The sequence below is a fragment of the Methylobacterium phyllostachyos genome, from assembly GCF_900103445.1.
Classification (GTDB): Bacteria; Pseudomonadota; Alphaproteobacteria; order Rhizobiales; family Beijerinckiaceae; genus Methylobacterium; species Methylobacterium phyllostachyos.
This window is the reverse complement of record NZ_FNHS01000013.1, coordinates 32,243-55,158: the sequence shown is the minus strand read 5'-3', so window position 1 is coordinate 55,158 and position 22,916 is coordinate 32,243. Positions and strand designations below refer to the sequence as shown.

General features: G+C 68.3%; 20 protein-coding genes. 13 read left to right on the top strand and 7 right to left on the bottom strand.

Features of this window, described 5'->3' with window-relative positions:
* Nucleotides 1–140 precede the first annotated feature (140 nt).
* Nucleotides 141–845 (bottom strand): sigma-70 family RNA polymerase sigma factor, encoded by a 705-nt coding sequence (locus BLQ49_RS20320; protein WP_091719025.1) that lies wholly within the window; start codon nucleotides 843–845, stop codon nucleotides 141–143.
* 215 nt (nucleotides 846–1,060) lie between these two features.
* Here BLQ49_RS20320 and nthA point away from each other — a divergent pair, with 215 nt between their 5' ends.
* Genes nthA through BLQ49_RS20305 form a run of 3 tightly spaced genes read left to right on the top strand, consistent with a single transcriptional unit; the run spans nucleotide 1,061 to nucleotide 2,684 of the window.
* Nucleotides 1,061–1,708 (top strand): nitrile hydratase subunit alpha, encoded by a 648-nt coding sequence (nthA, locus tag BLQ49_RS20315; RefSeq protein ID WP_091719023.1) that lies wholly within the window; start codon nucleotides 1,061–1,063, stop codon nucleotides 1,706–1,708.
* The gene (nthB, locus tag BLQ49_RS20310) at nucleotides 1,705–2,364 is read left to right on the top strand and encodes a nitrile hydratase subunit beta (protein ID WP_091719021.1); all 660 of its coding nucleotides are present in this window, start codon (nucleotides 1,705–1,707) and stop codon (nucleotides 2,362–2,364) included. Before nthA ends, nthB begins: the two co-directional genes overlap by 4 nt.
* Entirely contained in the window at nucleotides 2,361–2,684 is a 324-nt protein-coding gene (locus BLQ49_RS20305; protein ID WP_091719019.1) for a nitrile hydratase accessory protein, read from the top strand. Before nthB ends, BLQ49_RS20305 begins: the two co-directional genes overlap by 4 nt.
* Here the strand turns inward: BLQ49_RS20305 and BLQ49_RS20300 are convergent.
* Both BLQ49_RS20300 and BLQ49_RS20295 read right to left on the bottom strand, forming a co-directional pair.
* Nucleotides 2,672–3,547 (bottom strand): MBL fold metallo-hydrolase, encoded by an 876-nt coding sequence (locus BLQ49_RS20300; protein WP_091719017.1) that lies wholly within the window; start codon nucleotides 3,545–3,547, stop codon nucleotides 2,672–2,674. The genes BLQ49_RS20305 and BLQ49_RS20300 overlap by 13 nt on opposite strands.
* Before the next feature lie 200 nt (nucleotides 3,548–3,747).
* Nucleotides 3,748–4,758, bottom strand: coding sequence for an SDR family oxidoreductase (locus BLQ49_RS20295; protein WP_091719015.1), 1,011 nt, complete (start codon nucleotides 4,756–4,758; stop codon nucleotides 3,748–3,750).
* 259 nt (nucleotides 4,759–5,017) lie between these two features.
* Between BLQ49_RS20295 and BLQ49_RS20290 the strand changes: the two genes are divergently transcribed.
* The 4 genes from BLQ49_RS20290 to BLQ49_RS20270 all read left to right on the top strand — a co-directional run bounded on the left by BLQ49_RS20290 (nucleotide 5,018) and on the right by BLQ49_RS20270 (nucleotide 12,560).
* Complete coding sequence (locus BLQ49_RS20290; RefSeq protein ID WP_244507697.1) at nucleotides 5,018–5,197, top strand: hypothetical protein; 180 nt, start codon at nucleotides 5,018–5,020, stop codon at nucleotides 5,195–5,197.
* A 153-nt stretch (nucleotides 5,198–5,350) separates the two neighbouring features.
* Nucleotides 5,351–8,764, top strand: coding sequence for an acyl-[ACP]--phospholipid O-acyltransferase (locus BLQ49_RS20285; protein ID WP_091719012.1), 3,414 nt, complete (start codon nucleotides 5,351–5,353; stop codon nucleotides 8,762–8,764).
* A 478-nt stretch (nucleotides 8,765–9,242) separates the two neighbouring features.
* Nucleotides 9,243–11,378 (top strand): penicillin-binding protein 1C, encoded by a 2,136-nt coding sequence (gene pbpC, locus BLQ49_RS20275; RefSeq protein WP_091719008.1) that lies wholly within the window; start codon nucleotides 9,243–9,245, stop codon nucleotides 11,376–11,378.
* Nucleotides 11,379–11,519: 141 nt separating this feature from the next.
* Nucleotides 11,520–12,560 carry a cytochrome-c peroxidase gene (locus tag BLQ49_RS20270; protein WP_091719006.1) on the top strand — a complete coding sequence of 347 codons (1,041 nt, stop codon included), beginning with the start codon at nucleotides 11,520–11,522 and terminating at the stop codon, nucleotides 12,558–12,560.
* 18 nt (nucleotides 12,561–12,578) lie between these two features.
* Here BLQ49_RS20270 and BLQ49_RS20265 read toward each other — a convergent pair whose 3' ends face one another.
* Entirely contained in the window at nucleotides 12,579–13,022 is a 444-nt protein-coding gene (locus BLQ49_RS20265; RefSeq protein ID WP_091719004.1) for a hypothetical protein, read from the bottom strand.
* A complete protein-coding gene (locus BLQ49_RS20260) occupies nucleotides 13,019–13,852 on the bottom strand; it encodes a nucleotide-binding protein (protein WP_091719002.1) in 834 nt (277 codons plus the stop codon). Before BLQ49_RS20260 ends, BLQ49_RS20265 begins: the two co-directional genes overlap by 4 nt.
* 969 nt (nucleotides 13,853–14,821) lie before the next feature.
* Between BLQ49_RS20260 and BLQ49_RS20255 the strand changes: the two genes are divergently transcribed.
* Entirely contained in the window at nucleotides 14,822–15,874 is a 1,053-nt protein-coding gene (locus BLQ49_RS20255; RefSeq protein WP_208859087.1) for a hypothetical protein, read from the top strand.
* Between the two features lie 16 nt (nucleotides 15,875–15,890).
* On the opposite strand, the gene BLQ49_RS20250 is transcribed toward BLQ49_RS20255, so the two are convergent.
* Together BLQ49_RS20250 and BLQ49_RS20245 are read right to left on the bottom strand one after the other, a co-directional pair.
* Nucleotides 15,891–16,595, bottom strand: coding sequence for a MarC family protein (locus BLQ49_RS20250; RefSeq protein ID WP_091718996.1), 705 nt, complete (start codon nucleotides 16,593–16,595; stop codon nucleotides 15,891–15,893).
* Between the two features lie 89 nt (nucleotides 16,596–16,684).
* Nucleotides 16,685–17,419 carry a class I SAM-dependent methyltransferase gene (locus BLQ49_RS20245; RefSeq protein WP_091718994.1) on the bottom strand — a complete coding sequence of 245 codons (735 nt, stop codon included), beginning with the start codon at nucleotides 17,417–17,419 and terminating at the stop codon, nucleotides 16,685–16,687.
* A 138-nt stretch (nucleotides 17,420–17,557) separates the two neighbouring features.
* Here BLQ49_RS20245 and gloB point away from each other — a divergent pair, with 138 nt between their 5' ends.
* The 5 genes from gloB to sucD all read left to right on the top strand — a co-directional run bounded on the left by gloB (nucleotide 17,558) and on the right by sucD (nucleotide 22,862).
* Nucleotides 17,558–18,328: a hydroxyacylglutathione hydrolase gene (gloB, locus tag BLQ49_RS20240; RefSeq protein ID WP_091718992.1), complete on the top strand. Its 771-nt coding sequence runs from the start codon at nucleotides 17,558–17,560 to the stop codon at nucleotides 18,326–18,328.
* Nucleotides 18,329–18,619: 291 nt separating this feature from the next.
* Complete coding sequence (locus BLQ49_RS20235) at nucleotides 18,620–19,255, top strand: TetR family transcriptional regulator (RefSeq protein WP_425284020.1); 636 nt, start codon at nucleotides 18,620–18,622, stop codon at nucleotides 19,253–19,255.
* 447 nt (nucleotides 19,256–19,702) lie between these two features.
* Nucleotides 19,703–20,665, top strand: coding sequence for a malate dehydrogenase (gene mdh / locus BLQ49_RS20230; RefSeq protein ID WP_091718987.1), 963 nt, complete (start codon nucleotides 19,703–19,705; stop codon nucleotides 20,663–20,665).
* A 113-nt stretch (nucleotides 20,666–20,778) separates the two neighbouring features.
* A complete protein-coding gene (gene sucC, locus BLQ49_RS20225; protein ID WP_091718985.1) occupies nucleotides 20,779–21,975 on the top strand; it encodes an ADP-forming succinate--CoA ligase subunit beta in 1,197 nt (398 codons plus the stop codon).
* A gap of 2 nt (nucleotides 21,976–21,977) precedes the next feature.
* Entirely contained in the window at nucleotides 21,978–22,862 is an 885-nt protein-coding gene (sucD, locus tag BLQ49_RS20220; protein ID WP_091718983.1) for a succinate--CoA ligase subunit alpha, read from the top strand.
* Nucleotides 22,863–22,916 lie beyond the last annotated feature (54 nt).

The following is a 22,916-nucleotide window of genomic DNA, read 5'->3' as shown; positions in this document are numbered from 1 at the left end:
ACGCTGGCGACAGGGCGCCCCCCCTATCCCGGGAGGGTTTCCGGATCGACCTGTATCCGTTGGAGAACAGGATCGAAGATTGGGCCCGAGCGGCCCCACATCTCTCCCTCTCCCGCGGAAAGCGGGCGACGTGGATCTTCCTAGGCCGCTGGGGCCTGTCCTGCCACGACCACGCCGAGGGTGCCGAGCAGCGACGACCGGGCCCGGCTGACCCGGCTCTTCACGGTGCCGACCTGGCAGCCGAGCTTGCTCGCCGCCTCCTCGTAGGTGTGGCCCTCTGCGCCGACGAGCAGCAGTGCCTGACGCTGTGCCGCCGGCAGACCTTCGAGACGCGCACACACGACCTTGAGAGTGCTAGCGTCTTCCTGGTCGGCAAGGCTGGTCAACTGGCCCGCATGGGTACCGTCGACATCCTCGACTTCCCGTCGGGTCTTGCGCAACTCGGAGTAAAACTGGTTCCGCAAGATCGTGAACAGCCACGCGGTGAAGTTAGTGCCGGGGCGGAACCGTTCCTGGTTGGCCCAAGCCTTGACGAAGGTCTCTTGGACCAGATCGTCGGCCCGGCTGACGTCCCCGGCCAGGGACAGGGCGAAGGTGCGGAGCGCCGGCAGCGCCTTGATGATGTCACCCCGGAAGTCGAAGGCCACCTTCTGGCCGCAGGCGGTGACGGCGGCCTCGAACCGCGCAACCAGATCCTGGAGCTGCGCCGGCAAAGGCTCCTGCTCAACGAGCGTGAAATAGTCCCGGATCGGCAGGGCGAGGTGCTGGCCGATGGCCGTGGCGTAGCCGCCGGCATCCCGGTCGCTCCCATCCTCCCCCACCGGCTTCGCAACGTCTTCGTTCATGAACCCACCTGACCCTGGGGCTTTGGTATACTGGAACCTCTCTAACCTCCGTACAGCCCGGAATATGAACCGATGCCAAACGCTCCCGATTGTATTGGGCAGTATGGGCAACCCATCCGTAACAACCGAGATCCGTAGCTCCGCGCTGCGATGGGGCGAGCGCTCTAGCGGCGACGCGCTCAACCGGGCAGACTGTGTCGGGTGAGGAGAGCGGGATGAGCGACCACCACGCGGATCATGATCACGCGCATCACGGCAGCGAACTCTCGCCCATTGAGGCGCGGGTGCGGGCGCTCGAATCCTTGCTCACCGAGAAGGGCTATGTCGACCCGGCGTCCCTCGATGCCTTGGTGGAGCTCTACGAGACCAAGGTCGGCCCGCATGCGGGCGCCCGGGTGGTGGCCCGTGCCTGGCTCGATCCCGCATTCCGGGCCCGGCTCCTCGCCGACGCGACACCGGCCATCGCCGAGCTCGACATCGGCGGGCGGGGCGGCGAACACATGGTGGTCGTCGAGAACACGCCCGAGACCCACAACCTCGTCGTCTGCACCCTCTGCTCCTGCTATCCCTGGCCTGTGCTCGGCCTGCCGCCGGTCTGGTACAAGGCGCCGCCTTACCGGGCCCGGGCGGTGATCGACCCACGCGGCGTGCTGGCCGAATTCGGGGTGACGCTTCCGGAGACCACCGGCATCACGGTCTGGGATTCGACCGCCGAGACCCGCTACATGGTGCTGCCGATGCGGCCTGCGGGCACCGAGGGCTTCTCCGAAGAGGCTCTGGCCGCCCTCGTCACGCGCGATTCTATGATCGGCACCGGGCTGCCCAAGGCGCTCCCGGTCGAACCCGTGGAGATGCCGGTATGAACGGCGCTCAGGATCTCGGTGGCGCGCACGGCTTCGGGCCGGTCGTGCCGGAGCCCGACGAGCCGGTGTTCCACGCAGACTGGGAGCGGCGCGTCTTCGCGATGGCGCTTGCCATGGGCTACACCGGCGCCTGGAATCTCGACGGCAGCCGCGCCGCCCGTGAATCGCTGCCGCCGGCCGAATATCTCGCGTCGAGCTACTACGAAATCTGGCTCAAGGCTCTGGAGAAGCAGGTCGCCGCCACGGGGCTGGCGACGCCTGCGGAGATGGAATCCGGCCGGGCCGCGGAGCCGGCCAAGCCCGTGGTGCGAACCCTGGCGCGCGACGGCCTGGAGGACCGCTTCCGGGCCGGCTTCCCCAGCAGCCGGGCGACCGACGCCCCCGCCCGCTTCGCGCTCGGCGACACGGTCGTGGCCCGCAACATCCACCCGACCACCCACACGCGGCTGCCGCGCTACGTCCGCGGCAAGCGCGGACGGATCGTGCGGATCGACGGGGCGTTCGTCTTTCCCGACACCAACGCCTATCAGGCCGGCGAGAACCCGGTCTGGCTCTACACGGTCGCGTTCACCGCACAGGAGCTGTGGGGCGAGAGCGGCGATCCCGGCGGCACCGTCACGGTGGCGGCCTTCGAACCCTATCTGGAACCCGCGTGACCGCGCCGTCGCCGAGCCCGTTCGCAGCGCCTTGGGAGGCCCAGGTCTTCGCCATGGTGGTGAGCCTGCGCGAGGCCGGATTGTTCACGTGGTCGGAATGGGCAGAGCGCCTCGGCCAGGGGATCCGCCCCAAGGACGCCCCCGAGCGCGCCGCCGATTACGGCGCGTGGCTGACGACGCTCGAGGGGATCCTGGCCGAGCGCGGCGTGGCGTGGCCTGAGAGCGTCGCAGCACGCACGGAAGCGTTCCAGCGCGCCGCCGAGGCGACGCCGCACGGCGAGCCGATCCGCCTGGAGAACGACCCGCTCTACCGGCCCTGAGCGTGCAGGCTCTCAAGCGGCACCGGAGCGGCGTGCGACCGTCCGCTCAACAGCTGATCGAGGAGCGCCAGCACCTCCGGCCGGCCGCAATTGGCCGCCGGCTCGAACGGCGTCCAAGTCTGCACGAAATCGAGGCGCTCGAACACGTCGCGGTAGCGCCGCAGCTCGCTCGGGGTGAGCGGCACGCCGCGCACGAACGCCTTATGGGCCGAGATCGTGGTGGCGCGGCGGAAATCCGCCGGATCGAGCTCGAACTTCAGCGCGTCGCCGCAGAAGCAGATTTTTCGCGCACGATCGTACAGGATCGCGTGGCCGTCGAAATGGCCCGCGGTGCGGTGCAGCTCCAGTCCCGGCAGCGGCTCCAGGAAATCGTCGTAGGGCCAGCTCACCTGCAGCGCCGCGCTCCACGTGAAGTCGGCGGCGGGCAGGCAGAGCTCCGGGTCGAATCGGTCCTGAAGCTGCGTCAGCGCGCCGTAGGAATGGGGGTGCGAGGCTGAGAGCACCGCCATGCCGCCGAGCCGCGCGATCTGGTCGAGGGCGGCCTCGCTGAAGACCGGGCAGGCCTCGAACCCCATATTCCCGTGCTCGGTCTGGATCAGGTAGCCGGACGGGCCGATGCCCGAGACCGGCTCGTTCCAGAACCGCCAGACGCCCGACTCCAGCTCCTGCCAGTGGCACGGGAAGGCGTCCTGCGCCTCCCGGGCCGTGCGGAAGCGCCAGCCGTCCTGCGGCACGACGTGGCGGGCGTCGAGGCACATCGGACAGGCGGCTGGCGTCTCGAAATGGCGCTGCCAGAACCCGCAATTGTCACAGGTATAGGCGGGCAGCTTCAGGGCGCCCGCGAAGGGCAGATAGCCGGGCATTCTTCGGACGTTCCTCGGGGCGGGGCGTGAAAGACGGTCCCGTTTGAAAGGGCTCTTTCCATCATCGTGAGCGGAGCGAGCCAGAGCAGCGCGACCTTGGTCAACGTGGCGCGCCTGGATTGCTTCGCTCCGCTCGCAAAGACGGGGGCAAACTTATCAACCGGAACGGGTGTAGCAGGCGATACGCGCGGGCGCAGCCATCACGTCCGGTCCGGCAGCCGGCGCGCCGAGCGGGCCGCGTTGACGGTGCCGGCGAGGCCGATCAGCGCCAGCCCGGCGAGGCCGCCGACCACGAGATCGCGGGTGCGGCTCGTGACGAACTCAGCCCGGCTCGCCTTGGTCCGCCCGGAGAACCGGCCATCGATCCCGACCGGACCTGGCACAGGTTCGAACAGGTTCCCCTTCATCTCAGGGATGGTCTCGTCCGAGAGCTGGGCCGGCCACATGGAGGCAGCCTTGCGGTCGGCGAGCGCGGGAGCCAGGGCCTGCGCGGCCGCCATCATCATCGACGAGCGCCCGACCCAGACCTCCCGGCGCGGGTGCTCGACAGCGTACGCAATCGCCTCGGCGCAGAGCCGCGGGTCGAAGACCGGATCCGGTGCGTATTGCCGGTGCCCAGTCCGGTTGCGGGCCCAGTTGAACTGCGGCGTGTTCACGGCCGGCAGGTAGATGACGCTGAGGCTGACATTCACCCGGTCGTGGAGCAACTCGCAGCGCAGAGCGTCGGTGAAGCCCGAGACCGCGAACTTGGCCGCGCAATACGGTGCCTGCAACGGCGCGGCCCGGACCGCGAGGCCGGACGAGACCTGGATGATCGCGCCCCGGTTGCGCCGCTTCATGAAGCGCAGGGCAGCAAGCGTGCCGTAGACCTGGCTGAGATAGGTGGTCTCGGTCACCCGCCGATACTCGTCCGGGGTGATCTGGTCGGCCGGGTTCACCACGGTCGACATGGCGTTGTTCACCCAGGCGCGGATCGGTCCGAGTTCCCGCTCCACGCGCTCGGCGGCGGCGTCGACGGCCTTTGAATCGGCGACGTCGGCGCTGATCGCCAGCACCGGCTGGCCGTAGGCCGCCAGCGCCCGTTCAACCGAGGAGAGGCGGTTCTGCTCGCGCGCGATCACCGCCACCGACCAGCCCCGTTCGGCCAGCGCGTGCGCCGTCGCCAGCCCGATGCCGGCCGTACCCCCGGTCACGACCGCAACCCGCGCCATATCCACCTCACTGCCGCTTCAAATTCGAACGGCAACCCGGTTGGGAGCAGTCGGTTGCGCCGCGGCATCGGGCCGGAACGTCACGGGGGGTCTCGATTCCGCGTTCCGCGGCGCAACAACCGCGTCCCGCCGCTGTTAACCGGCTGTGTTGCGTCATGCCGAACCATCGAGGGTCGAAGTCATGCGCTCCGGACGACACATCTCCCTTCCGATTGATCCCTGGCCGCAAGCCTCGCTCGCGGAGCGGACGGCGGTCGGAATGGTGCTGACCTTCCTGCTGCTCCTGCCAGTCTGCGCAGTGGGCGCCGCGCTGTTCGCGATCTCGGTGATCGCGACGTACATCGCGTGGTCCTATGAATTCGGTGCCTCCCTGCGCGGATTGATTGTCCGGCACGCCAGGATCTTGGGGCGTCACGGCCGGGTGGTCCGGAAGGTCTGAACGCCGATGTCAGGGGTATCTCACCCCGCCGCGCAACGGTGCGGGTCCACACGGCGAGGGTTCCCCGTGGCCGTAATCGCTGTGCGTTGTCCGCACGCCGATTTGACCTGACCGTATCGGGTAGGCCAGTCAGGTTCGGAACGAGAGATCGCCATGTTCCGTACCCTGATGACTGCGCGGCGCTTCGCGCCGCTGTTCTGGTGCCAATTCTTCTCGGCGTTCAACGACAATTTCCTGAAGAACGCGCTCGCCTTCCTGATCCTGTTCGGGATCGGCGGTGAGGCTGACGCCCATGCTGGCGTCCTGGTGACGCTGGCGAGCGCCGTGTTCATCGGGCCGTTCTTCATCCTGTCCGGGCTCGGCGGCCAATGGGCCGACCGCTACGACAAAGCTCTGATGGCGCGGCGACTTAAGTTCGCCGAGATCTTCGCGGCCGGCACCGCGGTGCTGGGCTTCCTGCTCCATTCGGTGCCGGTGCTGTTCGTGGCGCTGGGCCTGTTCGGGACGATCGCGGCCCTGTTCGGCCCGATCAAGTACGGCATCCTGCCGGACCACCTGCGCCGCGAGGAACTGCCCGCCGGCAATGCGCTCGTCGAGGCCGCGACCTTCCTGGCGATCCTGCTCGGCACCATCGCGGCCGGGGCGGCCTCGGCAATGGGCGGGTCGGGCGTCTTGTTCGGCGCTTTGGTGATGGGCTTCGCCGTCCTGTGCTGGCTCTCGGCCCGGATGATCCCAGCGACCGGGGAGGGGGCTCCGGACCTGCGGGTCGATCCGAACGTCGCGCGCTCCACTGCCTCCCTTCTGCGCGACCTCTGGGCCGACACGCGCCTGTGGCGCGGCTCGCTGATCGTGAGCTGGTTCTGGCTGGTCGGCGTGGTGGTGCTTTCGCTCCTGCCGGTGCTGGTGCGCGGCGCCTTCAATGGCACCGAGACCGTGATCACGCTGCTGCTCGCGCTATTTTCCATCGGTATCGCGGTGGGCTCGGGACTCGCATCCTGGCTGGCGAGCGGCCGGATCGTGCTCCTACCGACGCCGGTCGGCGCCGTGCTGATGGGCCTGTTCGGCCTCGACCTCGCCTGGACCGTCGGCCACCTGCCGGCCCCCCCGACGGAGGCGATCGGCCCCTTCGATGTCCTGGCGACCGGCCATGGCCTGCGCACCGCCATCGACTTCCTGGGCCTCGCGATGTCCGGCGGGCTCTACATCGTCCCGTCCTTCGCGGCCGTGCAGGCCTGGGCCGAGAAGGCGATGCGGGCGCGGATCATCGGCGCGGTCAACGTCATGACGGCGGCCTTCATGGTGGCCGGGACCCTGGCGCTCGCCGCGCTCCAGGGAGCGGGCCTCTCGATCGCAAGCCTGCTCGCCGTCGTCGCGGTGCTGAACCTGATCGTCGGCGCGATCGTGTTCGCGACCCTGCCGACCAGCCCGTTCCGCGACGCCCTGTCGATCCTGTTCCGGGCCTTCTACCGCCTGGAGGTGCGCGGCTTCGACAACCTCGCGGCGGCCGGGCCGAACGCCATCGTGGCGCTCAACCACGTCTCGTTCCTCGATGCGCCGCTCGCCCTGTCGCTCCTCGATCAGGAGCCGGTCTTCGCCGTCGACAGCGGGATCGCGCAGCGCTGGTGGGTACGGCCGTTCCTGCGCGTCACCAAGGCGATGCCGCTCGACCCGACGCGCCCGCTGGCGACGCGCACCCTGATCAACGCCGTGAAGGGCGGCGAGACCCTGATCATCTTCCCCGAGGGCCGGCTCACCGTCACCGGCAGCCTGATGAAGGTCTATGACGGCGCCGGGCTGATCGCCGACAAGTCCGGCGCGATGGTGGTGCCCGTGAAGATCGACGGGCTGGAGCGCACGATCTTCTCGCGCCTGTCGCGCCGGCAGGTCAGCCGCACTTGGTGGCCGAAGGTGATCGTGACGGTGATGCCGCCGGTGCGGCTGACCGTCGATCCCGCCCTCAGGGGCAAGGCGCGGCGGCAGGCGGCCGGCGCCGCCCTCTACGGGATCATGTCGGACCTCGTGTTCCGCACCGCCGATATCGACCGCGGTCTGATGGCGGCCTTGATCGAGGCGGGCGACCTCCACGGCTGGCGTCGCAACGCCCTGGAGGATCCGGTCGGCGGTCGGCTGACCTACGGCCGGCTCGTGATGGGCGCCAACATCCTGGGCCGCAAGCTCATGCCGCTGGCGCCTTTGGGCGGCCGGATCGGTGTGATGCTGCCGAACGCCAACGGCGCCGCGGTGACGCTGTTCGCGCTCGCCTCCGCGGGCCGGGTGCCGGCGATGATCAACTTTTCCGCCGGAGCGGCCAACGTCCTGTCGGCCTGCCGGGCGGCGGAGGTGAGTAAGATCCTGACCTCGCGGGCCTTCATCGAGAAGGGGCGGCTCGGACCGCTGATCGAGGCGATCCGTGGCTCGGTCGAGCTGATCTATCTGGAGGACGTGCGGGCCGGCATCACGACCGGGGACAAGATCCGTGGCTTCCTTGCGCCCCGCCGTCCGCTCGTGGCGCGCCGCGGCGAGGATCCGGGGGCGGTGCTGTTCACATCGGGCAGCGAGGGTACGCCGAAGGGCGTCGTGCTGGCCAATCGCTGCATGCTCGCCAACGTGGCCCAAGTGGCAGCCCGGATTGATTTCGGGCCGATGGACAAGGTGTTCAACGTCCTGCCGGTGTTCCACGCCTTCGGCCTCACGGCCGGGCTGGTCCTGCCCCTGGTCTCGGGGGTGCCGGTCTATCTCTACCCGTCGCCGCTTCACTACCGGATCGTGCCGGAGCTGATCTACGGCTCGAACAGCACCGTGCTGTTCGGCACCGACACGTTCCTGACGGGCTATGCCCGGTCGGCCCATTCCTACGACCTGCGCTCGCTGCGCTACGTCGTGGCCGGCGCCGAAGCCGTGAAGGAGACCACCCGGAAGACTTGGGCGGAAAAGTTCGGCCTGCGCATCCTGGAGGGCTACGGCGTCACCGAGTGCGGGCCGGTGGTGGCGCTCAACACGCCGATGTTCAACCGATTCGGCACGGTCGGGCGGATCCTGCCGGGCATCGAGACGCGGCTGGAGCCGGTGCCGGGCATCGACGACGGCGGGCGCCTCTCCGTGAAGGGACCCAACATCATGCTGGGCTACCTGCGCGCCGAGAAGCCGGGCGTGCTGGAACCGCCGCCCGGGGGCTGGCACGACACCGGCGACATCGTGGCGATCGACGCGATGGGCTTCGTCACGATCAAGGGCCGGGCCAAGCGATTCGCCAAGATCGCAGGCGAGATGGTCTCGCTCGCCGGCATCGAGGCGCTGGCCGCCGAACTCTGGCCCGACCGCCTGAGCGCGGTCGCGGCGGTGCCGGATGCGCGCAAGGGCGAGCGCCTGATCCTGTTCACGCAGGCGAAGGACGCGACGCGCTCCGCCTACCAGAGCTTCGCGAAGGACCGCGGCGCCTCCGACGTCGCGATTCCCGCGGAAGTCGTAGTCCTCGAGGCAATCCCGATGCTCGGCACCGGCAAGATCGACCAGGTGGCCGTCACCAAGCTGGCACTTGACAGAGCGAAGGAATCCGCCGCCGCCTGACGGCTTTCCGGCCCCGACACGGCATCGGCCCCATTGCCGATGGCGCATCACCCAAACGGGGGATGCAACAACTCCTGGTATCAATTCGTATCACGAATGCAGTCCTGATTCGATCCACCACACGATCGGGTCCTGGGGCTGAATGTCGTCATCGCGGATCGCATCTGGAGGGGCAGATCATGTCGAAGGACAGGCAAATTCCGGCTTGGCTGGCCCGGCGGGCCTACTTCAAGAGGATCGGGCGCTGGACGAGGTCCGGTAAGGCCGGCACGGCTGCGCCGGTGACGACGGAAGCGACGCAGCCGGCCTCCAACGTCGTGCCGTTCCCGATCCGGGTGGATCGTTCGGACAGACCCGCTTTCGCCGATCGGCGCAGCATCGGGAGGGCGTAGGCCGCAGCGGCTTTGGGGCGGGACTTGTCCGGCGTGCCGGAAGGGGGAATCCTGTGCCTGTGGCGGGTCCCGACCCCGGAGGATATGTGCCGCAGGTCAGGCCCGATTCCCATCGAACAGCGCGCCGGACCCGGCGCCCCGCTCCTCGGCTCGGCCGCGCGGCAGCGGGCTCTGCTCTGGGAACGCTGATCGTCGGCATCGGTGCGGTCTGGCTCTACGTCGCGTCTCTGCCGCCCCTGGAGCTCGCGGGGGCGTCGGCGCGCTCGGTGGTCGTGCTCGACCGATCCGGGACGCTGCTGCGCCCCTTCGCGACCGCGGATGGGCGCTGGCGCTTGCCGATCACCCAGGATGCGGTCGATCCGCGCTTCCAGGCGATGCTGCTCGCCTACGAGGACCGCCGCTTCGCCAACCACCCTGGCATCGACCCGGCCGCGCTGCTGCGCGCCGCAGGGCAATGGCTGGTGCGGGGGCGCATCATCTCGGGCGGGTCGACCCTGTCGATGCAGGTGGCCCGCCTGATCGAGCCGCGACGTGAACGCTCCCTCGATGCCAAGCTCCGGCAGATGGTGCGCGCCGTGGCGCTCGAGCGAACGCTCGGCAAGACCGGGATGCTCGATCTTTACCTCGCGCTCGCCCCCTATGGCGGCCCGCTCGAAGGCGTGCGGGCGGCGAGCTTGGCGTATTTCGGGCGCGAGCCCGCCCGATTGACAGCGGCGCAGGCCGCGCTCCTCGTGGCCCTGCCGCAATCGCCGGAGGCCCGCCGGCCGGACCGGTTCCCGGACCGCGCCCGCGCCGCCCGCGATCGTGTGCTCGACATCGCCCGCGCCCGGGGCGTCCTCACGGCCGCCGAGGCGGAGGCCGCCAAGGCGGAGCCCGTACCGACCGGACGCAAGCCCTTCCCGATGCTGGCGGCCCACGCCGCCGAGGAGGCGGTGGCGGCGGACCCGGCCGCGCCCGTGATCCGCCTCGCCATCGACGCGCGCCTGCAGGAGCGGCTGGAGGCGCTTGCGGCGGAGCGTGCCGCCGCGGCCGGCCCGGACCTCTCGGCTGCGATCCTCGTCCTCGACAATCGGGACGGGCGCGTCCTCGCCCAGGTGGGCAGCGCCGGCTACCTCGATCCGACCCGGCGCGGCGCCATCGACATGACCCTGGCGGTCCGCTCCCCCGGCTCCGCGCTCAAACCGTTCGTCTACGCCATGGCGTTCGAGGACGGGCTGGCACATCCCGAAACGCTGGTGGAGGATCGGCCCACGCGCTTCTCGGCGAGCTACGCACCGGAGAATTTCGACCTCACCTTCCAGGGCACGGTCACGGCCCGGCGGGCCCTGCAGCTGTCGCTCAACGTCCCCGCGGTCGAACTGATGGAGGCGGTCGGCCCGGCCCGGTTCATCGCGCGGCTGCGGGCGGCCGGCGCCGGGATCCAGCTGCCACGGGAGGCCGCACCCGGCCTGCCGGTGGCGCTGGGCGGCCTCGGGATCACGCTCACGGATCTCGCCCGCCTCTATGCCGGGCTCGCCCGCGGCGGAACGTTGCCCGAGCTTCAGCGCCGGGCCGAGGCGACGGCGACCGGACCCGGGCACCAGATCACCGGGCCGGTCGCGGCCTGGTACATCGCCGACATCCTGCGGGGGACCCCGCCGCCGGAGAACGCCCTCCCGAACCGGATCGCCTACAAGACGGGGACGTCCTACGGCTACCGCGACGCCTGGGCGGCCGGCTTTGATCGTCGCTGGACCGTGGTGGTCTGGGCCGGGCGGCCGGATGGGGCTGCCGTTCCGGGCCTCGTCGGCCGGATCGTCGCGGCCCCGATCCTGTTCGATGCCTTCGCGCGCCTTGGCACCGAGCCCGAGCCCGTCCCCCGTCCCGCGGGCGTCCTCGCGCCCGGGGCCGGCGGCCTGCCGCCGCCGCTCCGCCGCCTCGGCCGGGAGGCCGCCGACCCGCGAGGGCCGACTCTGCGGATCGCCTATCCGCCGGACGGGGCGCGGATCGACCTCGGCCTGGCGACGGCCGGAGGGGACGGCGCGCGGGAAGCCGGTATCCCTGGGCTCGCCCTCAAGGCGCAGGGCGGTGTGCCGCCGCTGACATGGCTGGTCGACGGACAACCTATCTCACAGACCCTGCGACACCGCACCGAATGGTTTCCGGGCGGCGTCGGCTTCGCGCGCATCTCAGTCCTTGATTCAACGGGCGCGAGTGACAGCGTTGCTGTCCGGCTGGAATAGCCTGACATTTTCCAACGTCCCCGGGAAGCTTGGCCGTACTCCCGCTTTGAATGCAATACCACTTCACGACGCCAGGATATTCATGAGGAGATTCACCCGTCATCAACGAATATGGGTTAGTTACGCCATGTGAGGTTGGTGATGGCGTGGAAGGTCGGCGCCGCGGTCGCGGCGATTCTCGGGTTCGTCGGCGTCGGAGTCGGGGGCGACGGCTCCGACCCGCGCCGTGCGGGCTGGCGCGACAGCTATCGCCCGCCGGCCGAAATTCCGTTTCCAGCCGCGAACACGTACTCGGCCGCCAAGGCTGAACTCGGTCGTCGCCTGTTCTTCGATCCGATCCTGTCGGGCGACCGCACCCGCGCCTGCGCGACCTGCCATATCCCCGATCTCGCCTGGGCTGACGGGCGCGCCCGCGCGGCGACACGCCAGCAGGGCGACATGGACCTGCGCACGCCGACGGTCATCAACGTCGCGTGGCAGGATGGGCCGCTCGGCTGGGACGGCAAGTTTCCCACCCTGGAATCAGTCTCGGCGATGCCGATCACGGCGCCGGGCAACATGAATCTGCCGATGGCCGAGGCGCTCGCGCGGCTCTCCGCCGATCCGGAATACGTGGCGGCCTTCGCGAGCGCTTACGCGGATCCGGCCATTACCCGCGAAAGGTTGGAGGCGGCCCTCGCCACCTTCGAGCGCCTGATCGTGGCTGAGCCGGCCCCCTTCGACCGGTGGATCGCCGGCCAGGAGGACGCGATCGGCGATTCGGCCAAGCGCGGGTTCGACCTGTTCAACGGCCGTGCGGGTTGCGCCGGCTGCCATTCCGGTTGGTCATTCACCGACAACTCGTTCCACGATATCGGGGTCGCCTCGGGATCCGATATCGGGCGGGGACGCTTCAAGCCGACCTCGGTCGCGCTGCAATATGCGTTCAAGACACCGACCCTGCGGGAGGTCGGTCAGCACGGCCCCTACATGCATGACGGGTCGGTGCCGAACCTCGAAGCGGTCATCAATCTCTACGATCGCGGCGGGATCGATCGCCCGAGCCGCTCCCGGTTGATCAAGCCGCTCCATCTCACCGCGACGGAGCGGGCCGATCTCCTGGCCTTCCTGGCAACGCTGTCCGCGCACGCGGACCGCGACGTCGTGACCGCGTCCTTCGCAACGCGACCGCCAGCGCCCTGACACCCCGGGGCCGAGGGTTCAGCGACCGATCTCGGCCCCGCGCGGACCGCGCCCCGCATTCCGCTGCTCGCAGGCTTCGAGCGCGGCGGCGAGGCGCGCCTCGTTGGCGGCGGCACCGTAGGAGAGGTTGACCACCGTGCCGAGGGTCCAGGCGCCGCCGAGGACGCTGAGGGCCACCACACCGAGCAGCCCATAGGTCATCAGCCTGTTGCGGCGCAGATCCTTCGTGAAGGTCTGGATCAGGTCGCGGTTGTCTTCAGCGAGCGTGTTCCGCGCGGCCACCAACTCGTTGTACATGTTGGTGATCGCGTTGGTGGACATGTACACCAGGAGTAGGTGGACGACGAAGTCGTCGTCCGTCGTGGTGTTCAGGGCGGCCGCGATCCGCACCGCGAGCTGACGCTCCCAGGGCTGAAGATCGCGGCCGTGGACCGACCGGTAGAACCGCTCGAGGTTGGTCACGGCCGGAGCGCATCCCGCCAGGCCGTGTGGAAGGCGCGCCGCAGGCGGCGGCCTTCGACGCGCAGGCGCATCGGCGCCGTATTCGCGAGGGTCTGCCAGGTCATGTGCTGCACGCGCAGGGCCTCGATCAGGCGCTCGCCGATCTTCTCGATCTCGATCACGCGGAAGTTCGGCTGCTTGCGCAGGGCTTTCACGAGGTCGGACGATTCGAGGTAGTCGAAGTTGGTCGCCTGGGCGGTGTTCTTCGCCAGGATCGCCCGGTCGCACTCGATCAGCATCGGCTTGAGTTCGCGCAGGACATCGAGGGCCGTCGGATCGACGGCGCCGGCCGCGACCACGACGGCGAGCCGGATGTTCGATTCCCGGCAGCTCTCGATGATGATCTCGGCGCAGCGGCGGGTCGTCTCGGTGTCGCCGGCCGGGAAATCGACCACCACGAAGCGCTCGGCGGCCTCGATCACGTGCTCGATCATGTCCTGGCACAGGGTCGGATCGACGCGGCCGGTGCTGTCCTCCGCGCGCAGGCGCTGGCGGAAGCACGTGATGCCGGTCCGGCGCGGCACGAAATTGTCGCTGCCGGGGTTGGTCTCCTGCATCAGGGCCGTGTGGAAGTGCCGGTTGGCCGGGTCGGTATCGATCGCCAGGACGGGTCCGACCTCGGCGCAGAGATCAGCCACCTGGAGCGCGATGGTGGTCTTGCCGACGCCGCCCTTGCCGCCGAGACAGAGCACGAGGACTTTCGCCGCCGAGCCCAGGAGGTCACGCTGGATCCCCTGGATCTCGTCCGGGCTGTACCAGGCGGTGACCTTGGTTTGCGTCTCGTCGCTCATGAACACTCTCCTTGATGATGGGCAGGGTGGTCTCCGGCGCCGCGACGCTGGGGTCCTGCCGGGATGTCAGGATTGATACGATCCGCCCGAGATCGGGGCTGGGATGCGGGACGCCGTCACGGGCTCGATCCGGTCATGCCGAATTCCCCGGCCCGTCCGGGCAGCCGTCGTCCGGCTTCGGTGATTCGCCCGGCGGCCCGGAAACGAAGCGCCCAGCTTCCGCGCGCCGTGAACCGGGAAGCGCATCCCCTGCGGATCGACAGGTATGTCGGGTTTCGGAATGGCGTCCCTCCCCACTGCAAGCATCCCGTCACGCCACCGCTGACCCAGCCGGAACACCCTTCAGGCACGTCCACCCGGATCCAGCTCTGCCAGGACTCGATGCAAGATCGCGCAAGATATGAAGCTCGGCCTTCCGGCTCACCCAGGCAATTTCCCGCTACAGCCTAAACATTAACGAATCAATCTCAGCGACCTACGCCCAGATATGCGGTATTCGCTTTCATAAAAATCTAACTTTGCTTAGCAATATTAAAGTAATATTGTTATACGCCAGACGCAATTCAGTACCTTACTCCAATGAAGTTCGATCAATACTAAATCAATGACCTATGACGTTCGCCGATGCCGTAACATCCTCGCTCAAATCTGGAGAGGAGAAATCATCCCGCGCCTGGTTCCATCGGAAATCCGGGATCTTAGAGCATCGAAAAGCGCTTTACCGAGTACCGCTTCACGGCGCGCGCGGGAGGACTGTCGCCAGGCCCCGAAATTGTACAACGGTGAGGCAGGCACACCCCGCCTTGTCCACGACGAGGAAGGCTAAAAGCCCGGATACGACGCTACCTGAGCGTGATCCACAGCGTTAACCTTCCACTCACATTCGTTAACAAAACATTGGCTAAAATTGCGCAGATCTATTTAAATCGATCGGTAACCACGGTGTCGTTGCGCAGCGACGAGGGCTCAATGCCATTATCCAGAAAAAAGTCGCTCTTGCTCGCCTGCGCCTTCGGCTTCTCCGGACCCTTGATCCTCGCGGGCACCGGCGCCGCGGAGGCCCACGTCAAGTGGTTCTGCGCCTACGATGTGGCCGGGCAGCCCCAGGGCCTCGAACAGGTGCTCTGCCTGAATTTTGAGTGGCTCACCGGCCTCGCGCTCCTGTGCCTCATGTTCGGATGCCTGGCCGAGGGCACGCCCCTGGGTGGCGCCTTGCTCAACGCCCTCGACCGCGTGACCACGCGAATCCGCACCGACACCGAGCTTCTGGTCCGCGCCACCCTCGGCTTCTTCCTGGTCTCCCTGTTCGACCTCGGCGGCATCATCCTGACGCCCGAGCTGAAGACCGACGTGGCCTGGATCCCGTGGTTCCAGCTCGCGTTGGCCGGCTGTCTGATCTGGCGTCGCACGATGCCGATCACGGGCCTCGGCCTCGTCTTCCTGTTCAGCTACGCGACCGCCCAGTACGGGCTGTTCCACCTCGCCGACTACCCGATCTTCCTTGGCATCGCCGTCTACCTGATCGCGAAGGGCCTCGACCTGACGCTCTTCGACATCCGGCCCCTCGACATCGTCCGCTGGGCGGCCGCAATCACGCTAATGTGGGCCTCGATCGAGAAGTGGGCCTATCCGGAATGGTCGGCGCCGCTGCTCGCCGCCAAGCCGCAGATGACGATGGGCGCGACGCCCGAGCTGTTCATGCAGGCCGCCGGCGTGATCGAGTTCACCCTCGCCTTCGCCCTGATCTGGACACCGCTCGTCCGGCGCTGCGCGGCGATCATCCTGGCGGCGATCTTCGTCTCGGCGATCTTCGAGTTCGGCAAGGTGGACGCGATCGGCCATTCCGGGATCATCGTGGTGCTGCTGGCGATCGCCGCCGACGATGTGCGGGTCCCGGTGCGGGTCCGTCAGGCGCTCCTGGCGCCGGCTTGGTACGGCGCGGCGTTGGCGACCTTCCTGGCCCTCTACTATGTGGGTCACGCCGTCCTGTTCGGCGGCCTGAACACGATGCCGGTCATCTGAGGCTTCCGCACAGCCATCATCGCGCCGCCAGCAGCGGCGCGAACACGTCTGTGAGGCCGTTGATCAGGATCTGGGTGCCGACGCACAGCAGCAGGAAGGCGAACAGGCGTCCGACCACCCGGGCCCGGGCCGGACCGATGAACGCCACCACCCGGTCTGCCGAGGCGTAGAGCAGGGCGACCGCGACGGCGACCGCGAGCGCCGCCAGGGTGACGCCGAGATAGAACCCGACGCGCTCCGCAGAAGCCTCGGGCCGGTTTGCGCCCAGGGTGATCGCCACCGCGATCGTGCCGGGCCCCGTGGTGAACGGGAGGGTCAGCGGAAAGAAGGCGATCTCGGAGAGCGCCGCGCCGACCGGCTCGGACGGGACTGCACCGCCCAGGCCGGCCGAGCCAGACGCTTCGGCCTGCTTGCGCGCCTCGCGCGCCTCCGGTCGGTTGAGCTGCGTCCAGGCCGAGGACATCACCACCAGCCCGCCGGCAATGCGCAAAGCCGCCAGGGTGACACCGAAGAAATTGAGGATCGGCGTCCCGGCCCAGAGGGCGCCCAGCATGACCAGCGCCGCGTAGACGCCGATCCGACGCGACAGCAGCACGCGCTCGGCGTGGCTGTAGGCGCTCGTGACCTGGGCGAAGATGAAGGCGCCGCCGATCGGATTGACGATCGCGCTCAGGCCCGAGAGGGCGAGCAGGAATTGCTGGATGGTGAAATCGATGCTCATGGGGACCGATCCGCGCGGACCGTTCTCCTAAGACACCCTGCGCGCGGACGGAATCCGGCTTCGGCACCTGCCCGGGCGCGGCGCCGGGATCAGCCCGGGGCGGGCGCCGGTACCAGCACGCGGGCCGGGGCGAGGCGGCGGGCCCGCCGCACCTGCTGCACCGCGACAGGCCGGTAGAGCTGCTTGGTTGCATCGACCACGTGGAGGCCCGCGAAGGGCAGGGACAGGCTGGTGCCGACCCACTCCCAGGCCGGGCCGGTGCGCAACATCAGGCGGGAGCGCACCGGCGGCATGTAGAGGGTCTCGGACCAGTTCACCGGCGAGAACAGCGTGTCGCGCATCAGGCGCCCGAGCTGCGAGCGGCTGTAGGGCTGGCCGTGGCCGAAGGGCGTCGCCTCCCGCCGCGCCCAGACGCCCCGCCGGTTCGGAACCACCAGGATCATCCGGCCGCCAGGGGTGAGGGTGCGCCATACCTCCTGAAGCAGCTCCGTGGGACTCTCGACGGCTTCGAGGGCGTGGATCAGGATAATCCGGTCCACTGCGGATTCGGGCAGCGGCATCATGGTCGGGTCGGCGAGTGCCGTGCTGGACCGACCGCTGGACGGCCAGTTCACGACACCCTGCGTGGTCGGCATGAAGGCGAGGGTGCGCTCGGCGATGCAGTGTATCGGGCCCAGATACGGCGTGGCGTACCCAATCCCCAGCACGCGCAGTCCCGCCACCGAGCCGAGATACGCGTGGAGCGTGCGGCCGACCACGCGATGCGTCGTGCGGCCCAGGGGGCTGGCGTAGAAGGCCCGCAAGCCGTTGACGTCGAGACGCATGGGAAAGCAGGATACCGAGGGCGCAACGAGTTTCGTACTCAATGGTGAGGCGGACCGCCCACGGCAAGCGTGAACGGAACCCGGCCGCCGAACCGTCTGTTCACGGCGACAGCGTTTGCGCGCCGAGGAGATCCCCCGATGGCCGCCGAGATCCGCACCTTCCTGTGCCGAAGTGATAATATCGGCGTCCTGATCCGCGATCCCGCGACCGGGGCCTGCGGGGCGATCGATGTGCCAGAGGCCGGCCCGGTCCTGCGGGCACTCGATGAGACCGGCTGGCACCTCACCGATATCCTCGTGACCCACCGGCACGCCGACCACGTCGAGGGTATCCCCGAAGTCAAGGAGGCCACCGGAGCTCAGGTCGTCGCCCCGGCCAAAGCCGGCAGTGCGGTCCCGCTCGTGGATGTCACGGTCCGGGAGGGCGACACGGTGCGCGTCGGAGACCTCGAAGCGCAGGTCTGGGAGACTCCGGGTCACTGCGCCGACCACGTGACCTACTGGTTCGCAGAGGCGGGCATTGTCTGCGCGGGCGATACGCTGTTCACCCTCGGCTGTGGCCGGGTCATGGAGAGCCCGCCCGAGACCCTCTACCGGTCGCTGCGGCGCTTCGACAGCCTGCCCGATTCGGCGCAGGTCTTCAGCGGCCACGACTACGTACTCTCCAACGCCCGCTTCGCGCTGGCAGCCGATCCCGAAAACGCGGAGCTGAAGGCCCGTCTCGCCGAGGCCGAACGGGCGAAGGCGGAGGGTCGCTTCCTCGTGCCCTCGAGCATGAAGGCGGAGCGCACGACCAATCCCTTCCTGCGCAGTGCGGTCCCTGCACTCGCCAAAGCGGTGGATATGCCACCGGGGAGCGATCCAGAAGCCGTCTTCGTCGCTCTAAGGGCGTGGAAGAACCGCTTCTGACGCAGGTGATAACGAGAAAAATTTGTTGCCTTCTCAAGGCAAACTGACACATAGGAGTCTTTAAGCGGTCTTAATCCGCTACGGTAACCGGGCTCCCGGGGGGAAGCCGTAACGTCAACGCGAAGCGCCGGGACGCTTCAGCCGGTATGATGGGGGTCTGTCTCGCCCTACCACCTGTCCACTTCCCGCCTTCCGCTTCCTTTCCTTAAGCCAGAGCCAGACGGGTGCAAGGAGGAGGCGCTCAGCGCCAAGACCAGGCTGTCTGTCGCCGACGTTACCGAAGCTGGCACGCTGCGGGAGACCGGCGATGCGTCTGGTGGATCGCGGCCCCGTGCTCCAGTGGCAGCCGATGTCCGGCTGCTCGGCATCGCCACAGAGCATCTCTCCCGGCTTGGTCCCAAGCGCGTGACGGTCGTGGCCGTCGCCGCCGAGGCGGGTATGACCCATGCCAACGTCTATCGTTACTTCCCGTCGAAGGACGCGCTCCTCGACGCAGTGGCTGGGCGGTGGCTCCGGGAGGTTGAGGCCCGGCTCGCAGGCATCGCCGACGCGCCCGATCCGGCCGACGACAAGATCGAGCGCCTGCTAACCGCCCTCGCAACCGTGCAGCGCGACGCCCTTGTCGACGAGCCGAACTTGTTCGCGGTTCATCTCGACGCCACCGTGTCGGCCCGGCCGATTGCCCGGCGGCACAGGGTACGCCTGCGCAGCCTCGTCGAGCGGGTCGTCGAGGAGGGCATCACCTCCGGCATCTTCTCGGCGCGCGACCGGGAACGGGCCATCGCTTACATTTTCGACGCGAGCTACCGCTTCACCCATCCGCTGGCGATCCAGCACGATGCCGAGGTGCCGCGCGATCTGATCGAGGCGCGGTTCGGGGCGGTCATCCACGCGATCCAAAGGGTTTTGCGCTCCGGCATCCTCTGATGCCGGCCTAAGACTGGGAAGACGCCATGAAGGCCCGGATCTCGCATCCGGGCCTTCGGCGTTTCTGGTCGCGGCATCATCATGACAGAGACACCTTGGGCATCCGCAGCGATGCCCTGGCTCGGCCCGGAGCTGGCCAGGCAGCTCGAAATGACAGCTTTGCAGATCTGTCATCCAGGCGGCGCCGTGTTTCCCAGCACGCGTGCACTGCATCTAAAACCTTCGCGGTGCTGAGATTTCTTCAGCCGTGTTCGGCGCTGTCCCGGCTATCGACACAGCGCGCAGAGGCAATGGCCGGCCCCGCATCGGGTTGAAGCGGCGGTGCTTTTCGGCCACACAGCCGCGCAGATTTTTGAGCGGCGAATCCGGTCCCGAACCCGCCCGGGTGAGGGGCACCGGCCACGCTGGAAAACCTTCGACGTCGAACGCAGCGGAGACGAATCCGACATGGCGCGCAACAAGATCGCCCTCATCGGTGCCGGCCAGATCGGCGGCACCCTGGCTCTTCTGGCCGGCCTCAAGGATCTCGGGGACGTGGTGCTGTTCGACATCGTCGACGGCGTACCGCAGGGCAAGGCGCTCGACATCGCCGAGGCCGCCCCGGTCGAGGGTTTTGACGCAACCTATGCGGGTGCGAGCGACTACAGCGCCATCAAGGGCGCCGACGTGGTGATCGTTACCGCCGGCGTGCCGCGAAAGCCCGGCATGAGCCGCGACGACCTGATCGGCATCAACCTGAAGGTCATGCAGGCGGTGGGCGAGGGCATCAAGACCTACGCGCCGGACGCCTTCGTGATCTGCATCACCAACCCGCTCGACGCGATGGTGTGGGCGCTGCAGAAGTTTTCGGGCCTGCCGACCAACAAGATCGTCGGCATGGCGGGCGTGCTCGACTCGGCCCGCTTCCGCCACTTCCTCGCGGAAGAATTCAAGGTCTCCGTCGAGGACGTCACCGCCTTCGTGCTCGGCGGCCACGGTGACGACATGGTGCCGCTGACCCGCTACTCCACGGTCGCGGGCGTGCCGCTGACCGACCTCGTCAAGCTCGGCTGGACCACCCAGGAGAAGCTCGACGCCATGGTCGACCGCACCCGCAAGGGCGGCGGCGAGATCGTCAACCTGCTCAAGACCGGCTCGGCCTTCTACGCGCCCGCGGCGTCGGCCATCGCGATGGCGGAGAGCTACCTGCGGGACAAGAAGCGGGTCCTGCCCTGCGCCGCCTACCTCGACGGCCAGTACGGCGTGAAGGGCATGTTCATCGGCGTGCCGATCGTGATCGGCGCGAACGGCGTGGAGCGCGTCCTGGAGGTAACCTTCGACGACGCCGAGAAGGCGATGTTCGACAAGTCGGTCGCCTCGGTGACGGGCCTGATTGAGGCCTGCAAGGGCGTCGACGCTTCGCTGGCGTAAGTTATAGGCGAATAGCGAGTGGGAAGTAGCGAATAGGGCGGCCTCCGACGCCCGCGCCATCAAACCTGCTCGCTACTTGCTAACCCCTATTCGCTCCTCCCTACGAGGCCCCGATGAATATCCACGAATACCAGGCCAAGGCCGTGCTGAAGGAGTTCGGCCTGCCCGTCTCCCGCGGCGTGGCGATCTTCAACCCGTCGGAGGCCGAGGCCGCCGCCAAGGAGCTCGGCGGCCCGGTCTGGGTCGTGAAGAGCCAGATTCATGCGGGCGGCCGCGGCAAGGGCACCTTCAAGGGTGCGCCTGAAGGCGCCAAGGGCGGCGTGCGCGTCACCAAGTCGATCGACGAGGTGAAGCAGTTCGCCGGGGAGATGCTCGGCCAGACCCTGGTGACGATCCAGACCGGCCCGGCCGGCAAGCAGGTCAATCGCCTCTACATCGAGGAAGGCGCCCAGATCGCGGAAGAGTTCTACCTCTCGATGCTGGTCGACCGCACCACCGGCGGCGTCGCCTTCGTGGTCTCCACCGAGGGCGGCATGGACATCGAGGCGGTCGCGCACGACACGCCCGAGAAGATCCACACGATCGCGGTCGATCCGGCCACGGGTGTCATGCCCCATCACGGCCGCGCGGTCGCCAAGGCGCTGGGCCTCACGGGCAATCAGGCCAAGGAAGCGGCTTCGCTGACGGAAAAGCTCTACGCGGCCTTCGTGTCCAAGGACATGAGCCTGCTGGAGATTAATCCGCTGGTGCTGACCGCCGACGGGCATCTCAAGTGCCTCGATGCCAAGATGGCCTTCGATTCGAACGCCCTCTACCGGCACCCCAACATCGTCGCGCTGCGCGATGAGACCGAGGAGGACGCTAAGGAGATCGAGGCGTCGAAGTACGACCTCGCCTACATCGCGCTCGATGGCACGATCGGCTGCATGGTCAACGGCGCCGGCCTCGCCATGGCGACCCTCGACATCATCAAGCTCTACGGCGAGGAGCCGGCGAACTTCCTCGATGTCGGCGGCGGCGCCTCGGAGGAGAAGGTGACGGCGGCGTTCAAGATCATCACCGCCGATCCGAACGTGAAGGGGATCCTCGTCAACATCTTCGGCGGGATCATGAAGTGCGACGTGATCGCCAACGGCGTGATCGCCGCCGTCAAGGCGGTGGGCCTGCAGGTGCCGCTGGTGGTGCGCCTCGAAGGCACCAACGTCGAGCAGGGCAAGGCCATCATCCGCAATTCCGGCCTCAACGTCATCCCGGCGGACGACCTCGACGACGCCGCCCAGAAGATCGTCGCCGCCGTGAAGGGAGCCTGATCATGTCGGTGATGATCGACGCCAACACCAAGGTCATCTGCCAGGGTTTCACCGGCAAGAACGGGACCTTCCACTCCGAGCAGGCGATTGCCTACGGCACCAAGATGGTCGGCGGCACGAGCCCCGGTAAGGGCGGCTCGACCCATCTCGGCCTGCCGGTCTTCGACACGGTGGCAGAGGCCCGCGAGGCCACGGGCGCCGAGGCCTCCGTGGTCTACGTGCCGCCGCCCGGCGCGGCAGATGCGATCTGCGAGGCGATCGCCGCCGAGGTGCCGCTGATCGTCTGCATCACGGAGGGCATCCCGGTGCTCGACATGGTGCGGGTGAAGCGGGCGCTGACGGGCTCGAAGTCGCGCCTCGTCGGGCCGAACTGCCCCGGCATCGTCACGGCGGGCGAGTCGAAGATCGGCATCATGCCGGCCAACATCTTCCGGCCGGGCTCCGTCGGCATCGTGTCCCGCTCGGGCACGCTGACCTACGAGGCGGTGTTCCAGACCTCCAATGCCGGCCTCGGCCAGACCACGGCGGTGGGCATTGGCGGCGACCCGGTGAAGGGCACCGAGTTCATCGACGTGCTGGAACTGTTCCTGGCCGACCCGAAGACCGAGTCGATCGTGATGATCGGCGAGATCGGCGGCTCGGCCGAGGAGGAGGCCGCGCAGTTCCTGAAGGACGAGGCCAAGCGCGGGCGCAAGAAGCCGATGGTCGGCTTCATCGCCGGCCGCACGGCGCCTCCGGGCCGCCGCATGGGCCATGCGGGCGCGATCATCTCGGGCGGCAAGGGCGGCGCCGAGGACAAGATCGCCGCCATGGAGGCTGCGGGCATCCGCGTGTCGCCGTCGCCGGCCCGGCTGGGCTCGACGCTCGTCGACGTGCTGAAGGGCTGAGCATCATTCCGAAGGGCGGCCTCCGGCTTTCGGACAAGAGGATGCCCATCGAAG